The sequence below is a fragment of the Nocardiopsis sp. iso_186 genome, assembly GCF_056173365.1.
The window spans coordinates 5,192,593-5,206,939 of sequence record NZ_CM149670.1; the positions used below are offsets into that span (position 1 = coordinate 5,192,593).

At 67.0% G+C, this 14,347-nt stretch carries 11 protein-coding genes and 1 pseudogene; 4 read left to right on the forward strand and 8 right to left on the reverse strand.

Annotated features, from left to right (window positions below; genetic code table 11):
- The first annotated feature begins 27 nt into the window (after positions 1 to 27).
- The gene (clpB, locus tag AC0VYP_RS22575; RefSeq protein ID WP_475471726.1) at positions 28 to 2,619 is read left to right on the forward strand and encodes an ATP-dependent chaperone ClpB; all 2,592 of its coding nucleotides are present in this window, start codon (positions 28 to 30) and stop codon (positions 2,617 to 2,619) included.
- Between the two features lie 117 nt (positions 2,620 to 2,736).
- Here clpB and AC0VYP_RS22580 read toward each other — a convergent pair whose 3' ends face one another.
- The 3 genes from AC0VYP_RS22580 to AC0VYP_RS22590 form a co-directional block, all read right to left on the reverse strand.
- Positions 2,737 to 4,023, reverse strand: coding sequence for a glycosyltransferase (locus AC0VYP_RS22580; RefSeq protein ID WP_285758350.1), 1,287 nt, complete (start codon positions 4,021 to 4,023; stop codon positions 2,737 to 2,739).
- Positions 4,024 to 4,297: 274 nt separating this feature from the next.
- On the reverse strand, positions 4,298 to 5,587 hold the full coding sequence (locus AC0VYP_RS22585; RefSeq protein ID WP_475471727.1) for a glycosyltransferase: 1,290 nt from the start codon (positions 5,585 to 5,587) through the stop codon (positions 4,298 to 4,300).
- A gap of 159 nt (positions 5,588 to 5,746) precedes the next feature.
- Entirely contained in the window at positions 5,747 to 6,220 is a 474-nt protein-coding gene (locus AC0VYP_RS22590) for an RDD family protein (RefSeq protein WP_475471729.1), read from the reverse strand.
- A 295-nt stretch (positions 6,221 to 6,515) separates the two neighbouring features.
- Here AC0VYP_RS22590 and AC0VYP_RS22595 point away from each other — a divergent pair, with 295 nt between their 5' ends.
- Positions 6,516 to 8,339, forward strand: coding sequence for an acyl-CoA dehydrogenase (locus AC0VYP_RS22595; RefSeq protein ID WP_475471731.1), 1,824 nt, complete (start codon positions 6,516 to 6,518; stop codon positions 8,337 to 8,339).
- 180 nt (positions 8,340 to 8,519) lie between these two features.
- Positions 8,520 to 8,732, forward strand: a complete 213-nt coding sequence (locus AC0VYP_RS22600) for a DUF6458 family protein (protein ID WP_285758346.1) — start codon at positions 8,520 to 8,522, stop codon at positions 8,730 to 8,732.
- 48 nt (positions 8,733 to 8,780) lie between these two features.
- On the opposite strand, the gene AC0VYP_RS22605 is transcribed toward AC0VYP_RS22600, so the two are convergent.
- Both AC0VYP_RS22605 and AC0VYP_RS22610 read right to left on the reverse strand, forming a co-directional pair.
- Positions 8,781 to 10,022 carry an MFS transporter gene (locus tag AC0VYP_RS22605; protein WP_285758344.1) on the reverse strand — a complete coding sequence of 414 codons (1,242 nt, stop codon included), beginning with the start codon at positions 10,020 to 10,022 and terminating at the stop codon, positions 8,781 to 8,783.
- Between the two features lie 50 nt (positions 10,023 to 10,072).
- The gene (locus AC0VYP_RS22610; protein WP_285758342.1) at positions 10,073 to 10,717 is read right to left on the reverse strand and encodes a GntR family transcriptional regulator; all 645 of its coding nucleotides are present in this window, start codon (positions 10,715 to 10,717) and stop codon (positions 10,073 to 10,075) included.
- Positions 10,718 to 11,293: 576 nt separating this feature from the next.
- On the opposite strand from AC0VYP_RS22610, the gene AC0VYP_RS22615 reads away from it, so the two are divergent.
- Positions 11,294 to 11,692 carry a hypothetical protein gene (locus tag AC0VYP_RS22615; protein ID WP_285758340.1) on the forward strand — a complete coding sequence of 133 codons (399 nt, stop codon included), beginning with the start codon at positions 11,294 to 11,296 and terminating at the stop codon, positions 11,690 to 11,692.
- Between the two features lie 15 nt (positions 11,693 to 11,707).
- On the opposite strand, the pseudogene AC0VYP_RS22620 reads toward AC0VYP_RS22615, so the two are convergent.
- The 3 genes and pseudogenes from AC0VYP_RS22620 to AC0VYP_RS22630 all read right to left on the reverse strand — a co-directional run bounded on the left by AC0VYP_RS22620 (position 11,708) and on the right by AC0VYP_RS22630 (position 14,199).
- Positions 11,708 to 12,634 (reverse strand): annotated as a pseudogene (locus tag AC0VYP_RS22620) (IS5 family transposase).
- 95 nt (positions 12,635 to 12,729) lie between these two features.
- A complete protein-coding gene (locus AC0VYP_RS22625; protein WP_285758338.1) occupies positions 12,730 to 13,413 on the reverse strand; it encodes a siderophore-interacting protein in 684 nt (227 codons plus the stop codon).
- Between the two features lie 426 nt (positions 13,414 to 13,839).
- Complete coding sequence (locus tag AC0VYP_RS22630) at positions 13,840 to 14,199, reverse strand: darcynin family protein (RefSeq protein WP_285758336.1); 360 nt, start codon at positions 14,197 to 14,199, stop codon at positions 13,840 to 13,842.
- Positions 14,200 to 14,347 lie beyond the last annotated feature (148 nt).

The window sequence follows — 14,347 nt, forward strand, 5'->3', positions numbered from 1 at the left end:
GTTTCACCAGAAGGGGGCGCAAGAGCCGTGGAGTACAAGTTCACCAAGAAGAGCCAGGAAGCGCTGTCGGGGGCGATCCGGCGCGCGACCACGGACGGCAGTCCGCAGGTCGAGCCGGTCCATCTGCTCGTCGCACTGGTCAACCAGTCCGAGGGGGTCATCCGGCCGCTCCTCAAAGAGGTCGGAGTGGACCCTGCGGTATTGAACGCACAGGTCGAAGAAGCCATCGCGGGCCTGCCCAAGGCGTCTGGCACGAGTCTGAGCACGCCGGGCAGTTCGCGTCAGCTGATCGTGTCACTGAACACCGCGGCCCAGCGCGCCGAGCAGTTGGAGGACGCGTTCGTCTCCACCGAGCACCTGCTCGTGGGGCTGGCCACCGACGGCGGGACGGCCGCGACACTGCTGCGCGAGTCGGGGGCCACCCCCGAAGCGCTGCTGGAGGCGTTCGAGCGGGTTCGCGGGCACGCCAAGGTCACCTCAGAAAATCCGGAGGAGACGTACCAGTCCCTGGAGAAGTACGGCGTCAACCTCACCGAGCGGGCCCGGGCAGGCGAGTTGGACCCGGTGATCGGGCGCGACTCCGAGATCAGGCGGGTCATCCAGGTCCTGTCGCGACGCACCAAGAACAACCCGGTTCTCATCGGCGAACCCGGGGTGGGCAAGACCGCGGTCGTCGAGGGCCTGGCCCAGCGCATCGTCGCCGGGGACGTCCCCGAGTCTCTGCGCGACAAGCGGCTCATCTCACTCGACCTCGCCGCGATGGTGGCCGGCGCGAAATACCGGGGCGAGTTCGAGGAACGGCTGAAGGCCGTCCTCAACGAGATCAAGGAGAGCAACGGGCAGGTCATCACCTTCATCGACGAGCTGCACACGGTCGTGGGCGCGGGTGCCGCCGAGGGTGCCATGGACGCGGGCAACATGCTCAAGCCGATGCTGGCCAGAGGCGAGCTGCGCATGGTGGGTGCCACCACCCTGGACGAGTACCGCGAGCGCATCGAGAAGGATCCGGCGCTTGAGCGACGGTTCCAGCAGGTCATGGTGGGTGAGCCTTCGGCAGCCGACACGATTGCGATCCTGCGGGGGTTGAAGAGCCGCTACGAGGCCCACCACAAGGTGCAGATCGCCGACTCCGCACTGGTCGCGGCGGCAACACTGTCCGACCGCTACATAACGGCGCGGTTCCTGCCCGACAAAGCCATCGACCTGATCGACGAGGCGGCCTCCCGGCTGCGCATGGAGATCGACTCCCGCCCGGTGGAGATCGACGAGCTCCAACGTGCCGTGGACCGGCTCAAGATGGAGGAGCTGGCGCTGGAGAAGGAGTCCGACTCCGCGTCCCTGCACCGGCTGGAGCGCTTGCGCGCTGACCTCGCCGACAAACAGGAGCATCTCAACGGCCTGATCGCGCGCTGGGAGCAGGAGAAGGCGGGCCTGAACCGGGTCGGTGAGCTCAAGGAGCGGTTGGACGCCCTACGCGGCCAGGCCGAACGCGCGCAGCGCGACGGAGCCTTCGAGGAGGCGTCCCGGCTGATGTACGGCGAGATCCCGCAACTGGAGCGCCAGTTGGAGGAGGCCGCGGAGGAGGACGAGGTCGAGCGCGACCAGTCCGCCATGGTCAAGGACGAGGTCGGCGCAGACGATGTCGCCGAGGTCGTCTCCTCCTGGACCGGCATCCCCGTGGGGCGACTCCTGGAGGGCGAGACCTCCAAGCTGCTGCGGATGGAGGAGGAGCTGGGCCAACGGTTGATCGGGCAGGCCAAGGCGGTCGCCGCGGTCTCCGACGCCGTACGCCGTGCCCGCGCCGGGATCTCCGACCCCGACCGGCCCACGGGTTCCTTCCTGTTCCTCGGTCCCACCGGTGTGGGAAAGACCGAGCTGGCCAAGGCTCTGGCGGAGTTCCTGTTCGACGACGAGCGCGCGATCGTGCGCATCGACATGAGCGAGTACTCCGAGAAACACTCGGTGGCACGGCTGGTCGGGGCGCCTCCCGGCTACGTCGGCTACGAGGAGGGCGGTCAGCTCACCGAAGCGGTCCGGCGCAGGCCCTACACGGTCGTGCTGCTGGACGAGGTGGAGAAAGCACACATCGAGGTCTTCGACACCCTGCTCCAGGTACTGGACGACGGCCGGTTGACCGACGGCCAGGGGCGCCAGGTGGATTTCCGCAACACCATCCTGATTTTGACCTCCAACCTGGGTTCGCAGTTCCTGGTGGACCAGTCGATGGACGAGGCGAGCCGGCACGACAAGGTGATGCAGGTGGTACGCACCACCTTCAAGCCGGAGTTCCTGAACCGGCTGGACGATGTCATCGTCTTCGACGCGTTGTCCACCGAGGAGCTGACCAGGATCGTGGATCTCCAGGTCAACAAATTGGCAAAGCGTCTGGCCGACCGCCGCCTGGGCCTGGAGGTCACTCCCGCGGCCCGCGAGTGGCTGGCCCTGACCGGCTTCGATCCCGTCTACGGCGCACGCCCGCTGCGCCGGCTCGTCCAGGCGTCGATCGGCGACCCGCTCGCGCGGGCGTTGCTCTCCGGCGAGCTTCGCGAGGGCGACACCGTGCGGGTGGACGTGGACGAGTCCAAGGACGCGCTGAAGGTGGGTGCGACGAAGGACTGAGCCGGACGCACCGCGGTACGTGACGCATGGCGCGCACGGACCGCCACGAAAAAGCGCCCCGATGCAATTGCATCGGGGCGCTTCGTCAGGGCACGGAAGCGCAGAGCGCGCGCAGGGTCAACGGACGGCGGACTCGATCAGGTCGGCCGCGCGCACGACGCCTTCGCGACTGCGGATCTCCTCTCCCGTCTCGGTGAGGCTGCGGCGCAGTGCCGCGTTGCCGAGCAGGTTCTCCACGGTGGCGCGCAACTCGTCAGGCTCGAACTGGTAGGGGTCCAGACGCTGCCCGAGACCCAGTTCGTGGACGCGCTGGGCGTTGTCGTACTGGTCCCAGAACAGCGGCAGCACGATCATCGGCTTGCCGAAGTGCAGCGCCTCGGTGACGGTGTTGTTGCCGCCGTGCGTGATGACCAGGTCCACCAGCGGAAGAATGGTGGTCTGGGGCAGGAACTCCGCGCCCCACATGTTGTCGGGCAGCCGCAGTTCTTCGTGCCGGGGGCCCATCGACACGATGTAGCGGTGCACAGTGTGCTCCAGCATGTCGATCAGACGCTGCATCAACTCCACGTCGGCCGACCCCAACGAGCCCAGGCTGAAGTAGATCAACGACCCCTCGCCCGAGGCGATGGGGGCGGGAATCTCCACGGGGATACCGGTCCGTCGAACCGAGGAGTCCAACCGGTGCCAGGAGGGGCCGAGGGGACGACGGTCCACGTAGTCGGCGACCTCCGGATAGACATAGAGGTTGAGGTCGGCCTCCGGCATGAACTGGAGGTCCGGGAGCGCCGGCGCCCCTTGGGCAACGACATAGTCGTTGAACTCCGCCCATAGCTCGCCGTGGGTTCGCGCGTACTCGGCCTGGAAGTCGGCGGCCGCGCCGCGGGCTCCGGTGGGAAGGCCGGAGAAGGCCGGCGGCACCGCCTTGCCGGGGACCTCCAACGGATTGCACGAGACGATCCGGACGAACGGCACCCCCGCGGTGGCCAGCGCCGGGAACAGCACCACGTTGTCCTCGACGATGACGTCGGGACGCACCTCAGCGATGATCTCCTTGAGCCGCGGCTCGGCGTACTTCACTCCCGCGATGAGCTCGTCGAAGATCGGTCGGATGACCGTTTCGAGCTGTTGGGAGGTGGGTTTGCGGAACTCCGGGGAGATCTGGGCGATGTAGTCCTTCCAGAACTGGCCGGCGTCCTGCTCGGCATCGTCCCCGGCCGGCGGGGAGAGCTCGACCAGGGCCTCCTCGAAACCGAGCGGCGCCAGGCGACCCTTCCATGAGGATTCCGCCGCGAACACCACCCGATGTCCCCTGGCACGCAGGATGTCACCGATCCCGATGCAGTTGTTGGTCGGACCGTAGGCGCTTTCGGGGAGGAACAGCACCGTCAGTTTCCGATCGGCCATCAGCCAGGGCACCACCTGTCGAGGAGTGGGGCGGAGGAATCCGATTCCGGACCCGCCCGGGGGTTTTCGGGGGGAGGCTATACAAGGTTCCTGTGATTCCCGTGATTCACAGAACCGATTCCTATGTGATTATCAGTTTTAAATCACGGGAAGAAGGGGCTTTGAGCCTCAAATTCCATCGCTTCGAACGAATTTTTCCTCGGAATCAGTGGCCCAACGTGCTCTTCGCCAAGGAGAAACGGCTCTCCCGGTGACCACGCCCACAATCGGCCACTCAGACCTTGCCGACCCGCTCGATCTCGTCCGCCGCCAGGTCGAGCCCGCTGCGTTCGCGGATCTCCGCACCGATTTCCCGGAGATGCTGGCGCATCCAGGCGTTGCCGAGCAACCCCTCCATCGCCTGGTGCAGCTCGCGGAACGTCACCCGGTAGGTGTCGAGCCGGGCTCCGAAGCCCAGTTCCTGGATCCGCTGGGCGTTGTCGTACTGGTCCCAGAACAGCGGCAGCACCAGCATGGGTTTGCCGAAGTGGAAGGACTCGGTGACGGTGTTGTTGCCGCCGTGCGTGATGACCAGGTCCACCAGCGGAAGAATGGTGGTCTGGGGCAGGAACTCCGCGCCCCACATGTTGTCGGGCAGCCGCAGTTCTTCGTGCCGGGGGCCCATCGACACGATGTAGCGGTGCACAGTGTGCTCCAGCATGTCGATCAGACGCTGCATCAACTCCACGTCGGCCGACCCCAACGAGCCCAGGCTGAAGTAGATCAACGACCCCTGCCCCTTGGCGATCTTCTCCGGCACCTCGAAGGGCTCGTCGGTGCGGCGGACGGAGGACTCCAACCGGATCCAGTTGGGGTTCATCTCCCTGCGGTCCACGTAGTCGGCGATCTCGGGATAGAGGTAGAGGTTGGCGTCGGCCTCGGGCAGGAACCTCAGATAGGGCAGGGGGCCCGCGCCCTGTTCCTGGACCCACTCGTTGAACTCGACCCACAGTTCCCGGTGCCGACGCTCGAATTCGTTACGGAACCCCGGCCAGCAGCTGCGGTCGTTGGAGGGGTAGCCGGAAAAGATCGGCGGCACGTCCACGCCCGGGACCTCCAAGGGGTTGCAGGAGGCGATCCGGACGAACGGCACCCCCGCGGTGGCCAGCGCCGGGAACAGCACCACGTTGTCCTCGACGATGACGTCGGGACGCACCTCAGCGATGATCTCCTTGAGCCGCGGCTCGGCGTACTTGGCCCCCTCGATGAGGGTGGCGAAGATGTCGGCGATGACGGTGTCGAGTTGCTCGAACGTGGGTTTGCGAAACTCCGGCTTGATCGCGGAGACGTAGTCCTTCCAGAACTGGCCGGGCTCTTCGGTCCGCCCGTCCTCGGGCGGGGGTTCGAGGTCCACCAGCCTTTCCTCGAAGCCCAGTGCGGACAACCTTCCCCGCCAGGATGCCTCAGCGGCGAAAACGACCCGGTGGCCTCTGCGCCGTAGCACGTCACCGATGCCGATGCAGTTGTTCGTCGGGCCGTAGGCGCTCTCCGGGAGGAACAGCACCGTCAGCCTCTGCCCGTCCATGAAACGGCCTCCGCACCGTTATCAGCGCTAAAAATTATCGATGCGCTGATTCAAGTGGGTTGCCGATCAATACGTCAACACGGGAAGTGAATAACAAAAAAGAATAATGCCCGTTTTGCCCCGACATGGTGATTATGCGGCGCCGATTCCCGATCGACTTCAGTCGCGCACGACGGCGGTGCCGGCGACCAGATCGCCGAGTCGCCGGTGCCGGACGTCGCGCAGCATGAGGACGAGGCCGACGAGCAGCAGGTCCACCGGAAGCAGCAGCCAACGGACGAAGAGCTGCCCCACCGTGGCCGGGCCGCCTCCGGCGTTGACCACGCGGATCTCCAGCAACTCCATTCCGGTGGTCTGGCCGCGCCCGTGACGCGAGGGGCGGGCCACCCAGTACCAGGCGTGCACCCAGAGCGCGAGAGCCAGGATCAGGACGGAGAACACGACGAACAGCGTCTCGCTGGCGAACTCCGCCTCCAACGGCACGAGCAGGTAGAGCGCGAGGACGAGCGCCACCAGCCCGGAGGAGAGCGCGAGATCGACCAGCCCCTGGGCAAGGCGGCGGGCGATGACGGTCGTGGTGGCGCGGGTGGGCAACCGCAGCCGGTACTTCGAGGACGCTTCGCTCGCCGTCACGGGGCCGCCTCCCATCGTCGCTTCCTGCCTGCGTCGATGTGGAAATACCCCTGTTGAGCGGCACTGAAGCGACCGACGCCGAGTCTCCAGGCTATGAACGAACCATCGCCCGGCAGGGCCATATCCCGATTCCGGCGGTTCCCGGACATTTCAGACCGGCCGATAGCGGCCACGGTCGGGCCGATCAGAGGAACCCACTGGCAAAAATCCACTACCGAGTAGTAACATAAATTTGTTACCAGTCAGTAGATCGGCTGTGCAGAAGCAGCGGCCACGACACAGCGGAGCACAGGCCATGACTCACTACAAGAGCAACCTCCGAGACATCGAGTTCAACCTCTTCGAGGTCTTCAACCGCCAGGACGTACTGGGGACGGGCCCCTTCGGGGAGATCGACGAGGAAACCGCCCGCACCATCCTGGACGAGGCCAACCGGCTCGCCACCGGCGTCGTGGCCGAGTCGTTCGAGGACGCCGACCGCAACCCCCCGGTGTTCGACCCCGCGACCGGCGAGGTCACGATGCCCGAGAGCTTCAAGCGCTCCTACCAGGCGTACATGGACGCCGAATGGTTCCGCCTGGACCTGCCCGCCGAGCTCGGCGGGACCCAGGCGCCCCCCTCTCTGGTCTGGTCCGCTGCCGAGCTGGTCCTCGGCGCGAACCCGGCCATCTACATGTACTCCGCCGGCCCGAACTTCTCCAGCGTCCTCTGGAACGAGGGCAACGAGCAGCAGAAGAGGTTCGCCCAACTGGCGATCGACCGCGGATGGGGGGCGACCATGGTCCTCACCGAACCCGACGCGGGTTCCGACGTGGGCGCCGGCCGCACCAAGGCGGTCCAGCAGGACGACGGAACCTGGCACATCGAGGGCGTCAAGCGGTTCATCACCTCCGCCGAGCACGACATGAGCGAGAACATCTTCCACCTCGTGCTGGCCCGCCCCGAAGGCCACGGGCCCGGCACCAAGGGTCTCTCCCTCTTCCTCGTCCCCAAATACCTGGTGGAGGAGGACGGCTCACTGGGCGAGCGCAACGGCGCCTATGTCACCAACGTCGAGCACAAGATGGGGTTGAAGGCGTCCACCACCTGCGAGCTGACCTTCGGCGACAGGCACCCTGCCGTCGGCTACCTGGTCGGGGACAAGCACGACGGAATCCGGCAGATGTTCCTCGTCATCGAGTACGCCCGGATGATGGTCGGGACGAAGGCGATCGCGACGCTGTCCACCGGTTACCTCAACGCGCTGGAGTACGCCAAGGAGCGCAAGCAGGGCGCGGATCTCACCCAGCAGAGCGACAAGTCGGCACCGCGTGTCACCATCACGCACCACCCGGACGTGCGTCGCAGCCTGATGATGCAGAAGTCCTACGCCGAGGCGCTGCGCGCCCTGGTCGTCTACACGGCGACCCAGCAGGACGCGGTGCAGATCGCCAAGGCCGCGGGGCAGGACGCCCCGATGGCCGAGGCCGTGAACGACCTGCTGCTGCCGTTGGTCAAGGGCGTGGGGTCGGAACGCTCCTACGCCCTGCTCTCGGAGTCGCTGCAAACCCTGGGCGGGTCGGGCTACCTGCAGGAGTACCCGATCGAGCAATACATCCGCGACGCCAAGATCGACACCCTCTATGAGGGCACCACCGCCATCCAGGGGATGGACCTGTTCTTCCGCAAGATCGTGAAGAACGGTGGCCAGGCGCTGGGCCAGGTGATGGGAGAGATCCAGGCGTTCGCCACGAGTGAGGCCGGCAACGGCCAGCTCAAGAACGAGCGGGCGCTGCTGGCACAGGCGGCAGCCGACGTCCAGGCCATCGTGGAACTGATGGTCGGTGACGCGATGCGCTCCAGCGAGGAGATCCGCGAACTTTACAAGGTGGGTCTCAACAGCACCCGCCTGCTGCTCGGACTGGGCGACGTCGTCCTGGGCTGGCTGCTGTTGCGCCAGGCCGAAGTGGCGCTGACCCGCGTCAACGGCGCGACCGGAACGGACCGGGACTTCTACACCGGAAAGATCGCGGCCGCGCGGTTCTTCGCCGACCAGGTCCTGCCGCGTTTGAGCACCGAGCGCGCGATCACCGAGCGCACCACGCTGGACCTGATGGACGTGCCCGAGTCCGCATTCTAGGTCACGGCCGTGACGGTGGGGACGGGTCCGACGGGTCCGTCCCCACCGTCATGCCCATGGGGGCGGTCCACCCCGAACGCCTTCTTTGAAGTGTCAGCGAATTCCAGTCTTGTACGGCGCGCCAGAGGGTAGTAGCACCTCGTACGAACGCCCCCCACGCACAATCCCGGAGGTAGACCGATGGGCATCGGGCTCGGAATCTTCCTGGTCGTTGTCGGAGCCGTGCTCAGGTTCGGGATCACCGCCGACGTCCAGGGCATCGACCTCGGCGCGATCGGGATCATCCTGATGCTGGCCGGCGGCGCAATCGTGGTCCTCACCGTCATGCTCACCGCGATGCGCGGGGGCAAGGAGAACCAGGAACGCCTCCCGGGCGACAACCGCACGCTCTGACGCGGGGCCGGCCCGGACTCCGCTGATGTTCGCGGAAGTGGCCGCGCGCTACCCGGCTCGCTTGGGATAGCGCCACAGCAGCACCGTCAGCACGCTGGAGGCGAGCAGGCAGAGGCTCGCCATCGGAGCGAAGGCGATCTGGAAGGCATCGGGACCGTAGATGTCCAACAGGACCCCCGCGGAAACGATGCCGCCCACCACTGAGGTGAACCCGCTCATGTTGACCAGGCCGGAAGCGGCCCCGGTCCGTGAAGCGGGCAGTCCGTCCCTGGCGTAGTCGAAGGCAATCGCCGGTGCCAGCACCGCCCCGACCGCGCTCAACGCGATGGTCGCACCGGCGACCTGGATCGGCGGCAGTCCCCCGGGCCATGCGGCAACCAGGAACCAGGCCAGGGTGATGGACCAGGCGAGGGTCAGCCCCATCGGTTTGCGCAGGTTGGGGTGGGTGCCGGTGAGCCGCGCCAGGAACGGGACGAGGATCATCGGAGGCAGCGCCACCCCGGTCAGCAACATGCCCGACCTCCCTGCCGTGAGCCCGTAGCCCTGCTCGAGGAACGGGTATCCCCAGAGGATGCCGAGCACGCAGAACGGCACCATGAGAACCGCGTGCACGGCCATACCGACCCGCGGCCCCCGCGCGGACAGCGCTTCCTTGATACTGGCCCACAGCGATATGGGGTGGAGGCGTGCGGCAGCGGCGCCGACGGGCCCGTCCCGGACCACCAGGAGGACCAGGAACCCCACGGCCACGCTGACGGCTCCGGCACCGAGGAAAGTGGTCTCCCAGCCGAAACCGCGGAGCAGCGCCGACAGCGGCGCGACGCTGACCATCTGCCCCAGACTGCCGGTCAGTCCGGTGAGTGCGCTGATGACCGCGTACTGACGGCGGGGGAACCACAGCGCGCCGAGCCTGATGACGTTGAGGAAGACCAGCGCGTCGCCGACACCGATGAGCACCCGGCCGGCGACCGCGGGAACGATGCTCGGGGCGACCGCGAACAGCAGCACACCGCACGCCATGACTCCCAGACCGATCAGGAGCGACCGGCGCGGCCCCAGGCGGTCGGCGAGTACCCCCGCGGGCACCTGGAGCGCCACGTAGACGATCAGCTGGACCATGGGCAGCACGGACAGCAGGGCGGGACCGACGTCGAACCGCTCCTGTGCCTGGAGGGCCGCTGCACTCATTCCGTTACGGTGGAACATCGCCAGGAAATAGGCCGCTGCCGCGACTCCCCAGACCAGCCAGGCCCGCGCACCGCCGGGCGGTTCCCCGGCCCCCATTGACATCCCATCGTCGGATCTTGGCAGCCCTGCCCTCGCACGTGTCGTGTCCGCTGTCATCGGGCCGCTCCCAGCAGTCGGGCCGCGTGGTCCATGTGGACCCGCACGGCGGTCGCGGCCTCGGCAGGGGCGCCGTCACGGATCGCGGCGAGAATCGCGGCGTGTTCGGCGAGGTTTCGCCGCATCCGCTCCACCGCATCGGTGCCGAGGCCCATCATGCGCAACTGGCGGTCGCGCAACGAGTCGTAGAGGCCGGTGAGGATGCGGTTGTCCGCCGCGGCGACCACTGCACGGTGGAACTCGCGGTCGGCGTGGATGAACGCCTGGCTTCTCGGCTCCAGGTTCTCGCCCATCCGGGCGAGATGGCCGGTGAGCACCTCTGCGAGCGCGGCACGGTCCGCCGGCGCGGAGGAGGCCGCCGCTTCAGCGGTGAAACCCTCGACCAGGCGGCGGGTCTGGATCACGTCGTCGATCTCCTGCTGGGAGACAGGGACGATCAGCGCCCCGCGTTTGGGGTAGAGGCGGACCAGCCCTTCGGCTTCGAGGCGCAGCAGCGCCTCGCGCACGGGAGTGCGGGACACCCCGACGTCGGCTGCGATGTCCCCCTCGCTGACGAGCTCTCCGCCGGGATAGCGCAGACTGAGGATGGCGTTTTTGGCGTGGACATAGGTGCGCTCTGCGGCGGAGGCCTTTGAATACATGTTGTATCTATGCTAACGCCGACAGCTAAGGCCTTTCGTCGCAATACGCCCAAAAGACCCCATTGAGCGATAGACCACACCGGCCAGGCCGATTGGCCACCTGACCAGGGGGTACGCCCGCGCTCAATCCCTTACCCCACAGGGGTGACAGCAGTAGGGCCACCAGGAAACGACCGGGGGCCGGCCGCGCAATCCTTCCGCCGCAACCGGCCACCGCTTCTCTCAAAAAACCCACCAAAAGCCTATGAACAGGCAAAATGCCTAAGTACCCCGATCTCAGGATGATCACAATGTGCCATGGGTCACATTTTTGACTCTCGACTCCTGCTGGCTCAACCCTGCTACTATCCGAAATCGCGAGAATAACTGCGAGGTAACGACGAACCCCGCTCCTCCTAAAAACTGAGGATTCTCCGATCAAGCCTCTAATCGGGTGCGATCTTGGCGGCCACCGCACGCGGCCACCAAAGCGGACGTAGGACCCGGGTATCGGGTCGCGGCGATGACGCGCCGCACACGACGAACGGAGCGTTGCCGCAGTAACGGCGGAACCCCTAGCCCTACCCAGGAGAAGTCTTGAGTCACCCGCGCCTGAACAACCCCCGGACCTACCGGGCGAAGTTGACGGCGGCGGCCCGTGTGAAGCGGGCGCCAAGGCACGGATTCCGTGCCGACCGGGCGGTCGAGGCCCTGTTCAGCGAACTGAACGCGCGCGCCGCCCGCCCCGTTTACCAGGGCGGCAGCGCTGACGTCGCACTCGTCTCCACCCGTTGCGGACGCAACATCTGGTGCCGGGACGGCAAGTTCATCTGGAGCGATGTCCTCGGCTTCACCATCACGCACCCCGCGAGCGACGCCTCCGGAGCTGCCACCCTTCTCCAGGGCCCCCTGTTCCGCTACACCACGGTCCCCGCGACCACCGGTGTCCCGCAACGGCACCGACGCCATCAGCCCTACCGCCTCAGCGCCGCCTAGGACGTGTCCCGTCGATCATGCACGGAGCCAAATGGCGAGGGCTGCGACAGTTGCGGTCCCGAGGAAGAGGTAGCCGCGCTTGTCATAGCGGGTGGCTACTGCTCTGGCTTGCTTGAGCCGATTGATGGCCCGTTCGACGGTGTTGCGTTTCTTGTACCGCTCTTCGTCGGAGCCAGGTGGCCGTCCGCCGCGTGACCCTTTGTGCTGGCGGCCAGCCTCGCTGTCGGTCTTTTCCGGGATCCAGTGCCGGATACCCCGTCGCCGCAGATACTCACGGCACGGGCCGTTGCTGTAAGCCTTATCTGCCGCGACGCTGTCGGGCTTCTTGCGCGGTCTGCCCGGACCGGTCCGAGGGACGCGAATCTTCTCCAGCACGGGCTCGAACTGCGTGCAGTCCGCCCGCTGTCCCGGAGTTACGATCAGGGGCAGCGGGCGGCAGCGGCCGTCCGCGCTCAGGTGGAGCTTGGTGGTGAACCCGCCCCGCGAGCGACCCGGGCCCTCACCTCCTGTACCACCTCCGCCAGGCGGGTGAGGAGGCTCTGCCACGCCGTCTCGTCCTATGTGTTCTGCCGCTGCGTTCCCCTTTGAGGCGGGCGGCGGTCCGGTTCGGGCGCCGGCGGCATGCTGATGGGCCCGCACGACGGTGGAGTTGACCGAGACGTCCCAGTCGATCTCCCCAGCCGCGTCGGCCTCGGCCCGGACCTGCCGGAGCAGGCGTTCCCAGGTTCCGTCGGCCGACCACAGACGGTGACGTTCGTAGACCGTCTTCCACGGGCCGAACCGTTCGGGCAGGTCACGCCACTGAACGCCGGTCCGCACCCGGCGCAGAATCCCGTTGATCACCTGCCGGTGATTCCGTCACCTGCCACAACGCCTGTTACTGACCGGCAGGAACGGTTGCAGGCGTTCCCACTCGACATCCGTCAGATCGCCCCGCCCCATGCGCACATCAACGACACGACTGCGAAGTAGTCACATGATCGGCCGGACAAGTCCTAGCCGGCCCGGACGGCGGGCGGAGGAGCATGCCCTTGCCGTCATTCCATGCCCTTCTTGCCCGGTGTCCAGAACGGCTTGGTCAGGACCGCGCGCCGGTCCCAGCCCGCTTCCCGGAGCACCTGCCGTACTGCTTGCACGTCCCGTGCCTCTCCGGCGACATATGCGATCCCGCCGGGTTCGGGGGCGAGTCGTCGTATCGCGTCCGGCAGTGACGTCTCGCCCCGGAGTACCCAGTCCAGCCGGTCGCCACCCGGCAGGGGAAGCCGGTCCGTGGCCGTCGCCGTCTCGATACACCCGGAGACCGCGGCGTCCCCGGGCAGTGCCGCGAGCATCGCACCGAACGCGACCGAGGCCGTCTCGTCGCCGACGAAGAGGTGGCGGGTGGCGTCGGGACGCAGCGTGAAGGTGCCCTCGGGGCGCCGCAGCCGCACCTGTTCGCCCGGTGCGACGGTGCGGCCCCACCGGGCGCCAGGACCACCCGCGGCGTGGTCCAGTACGCACAACTCGACGACGCCGGACGGGTCGTAGTGCCAGACCGAGTACGTACGGAGAGTGAGTCCACCGACCAGGACACGTACCTGCTGGCCCGGCTGGACCTCCAGACCGGCCAGTTGCCCGCTCTCGATGCGCAGCCGACGCATCCGGGCGGTGACCTGCTCGGCCTCGGTGACGGTGCCGCGTACGGTCAGAAGATCGAGAACGGGGTTCAAAACAGCGGGCATTAAGGCTCCTCAACGGGACGGGGTGTCGTACTCAGCGGGAGGCAAGACGCGATATTACGCATTTGAGAGAGTGCGCGTTGGGGCGGCGTCCCCGTAGCCGGTGAACACGGCCGGCGGCACCAGCGGCAGAGTGACCGGCACAGGCCGGAGGCCAGGTCGGCGGGGGCGGACAGGACGGTATTGGCGGGCCGCAGCGCCGAGGGCGGTGCGGGCATCCAGGGCTGTGATGCCCGGACCGGAGTCCAGGTCCGCCTGGCGCGGCGAGAGGCGAGGCCGCCGCGCCGTGGGCGAGTGCTGGCACGGCCGGATAGGTGCCGGCCGAGACGGCCGGAAGTCAGCAGGCGCACTTCCAGTACGTGGTTCGCCCAAGGTCGAACCACGGTTCGCCGGACGGTCGCCTACCGCGCAGCTCCGACGGGCGGGCACTCAGGCGTTGACGGTCGCCAGAATGCCGGGGTCGTAGTTCTTGGCATATCCGTTCTCGACACCCACGAGAATTTCGACGACCTCGAAGTAGTGGTCCCAGAACGGCGTCTCGCGCAACGCCTCGACGACCAACTGGAAGGACTGGTGATCGCGTGCCTCCCAAACCCAGACATCGGTGACGCGAGCCGTGTAGAACTCGGTGTCGAAGTAGCGCCAACGTACGTCCTCGGCCTTGTCCTTGACGGCGGGCAGAACGCTCTCCTGGAAGGCGGCCACGCGCTCCGGTACGGACAGCTCCAACCAGGCTCGATTGGTCTTGAGGAGGATGAACGCCGTTACGGCGGGCTCGAAGTCGGACATGGGGAATCTCCTTGCGGGGTGCTGGACAGTGGTCACGATGAGCCTCGACCGGGCCGGGAAGGTCGGATTCCAGCCGGGAAACTTGCGAGTGCCCGCGACCCCTGCGATGAGGGCGGACGTGACCTTCACCAACCGGTTTCGGTTCACC

Excerpts from the sequence above, each read along its gene's own strand:
- AC0VYP_RS22580 (WP_285758350.1), bottom strand. The coding sequence starts at position 4,023 with ATGGCCGATCGGAAACTGACGGTGCTGTTCCTCCCCGAAAGCGCCTAC.
- AC0VYP_RS22585 (WP_475471727.1), bottom strand. The coding sequence starts at position 5,587 with ATGGACGGGCAGAGGCTGACGGTGCTGTTCCTCCCGGAGAGCGCCTAC.
- AC0VYP_RS22595 (WP_475471731.1), top strand. The coding sequence starts at position 6,516 with ATGACTCACTACAAGAGCAACCTCCGAGACATCGAGTTCAACCTCTTC.
- AC0VYP_RS22600 (WP_285758346.1), top strand. The coding sequence starts at position 8,520 with ATGGGCATCGGGCTCGGAATCTTCCTGGTCGTTGTCGGAGCCGTGCTC.
- AC0VYP_RS22605 (WP_285758344.1), bottom strand. The coding sequence starts at position 10,022 with ATGTCAATGGGGGCCGGGGAACCGCCCGGCGGTGCGCGGGCCTGGCTG.
- AC0VYP_RS22610 (WP_285758342.1), bottom strand. The coding sequence starts at position 10,717 with ATGTATTCAAAGGCCTCCGCCGCAGAGCGCACCTATGTCCACGCCAAA.
- AC0VYP_RS22625 (WP_285758338.1), bottom strand. The coding sequence starts at position 13,413 with ATGCCCGCTGTTTTGAACCCCGTTCTCGATCTTCTGACCGTACGCGGC.
- AC0VYP_RS22630 (WP_285758336.1), bottom strand. The coding sequence starts at position 14,199 with ATGTCCGACTTCGAGCCCGCCGTAACGGCGTTCATCCTCCTCAAGACC.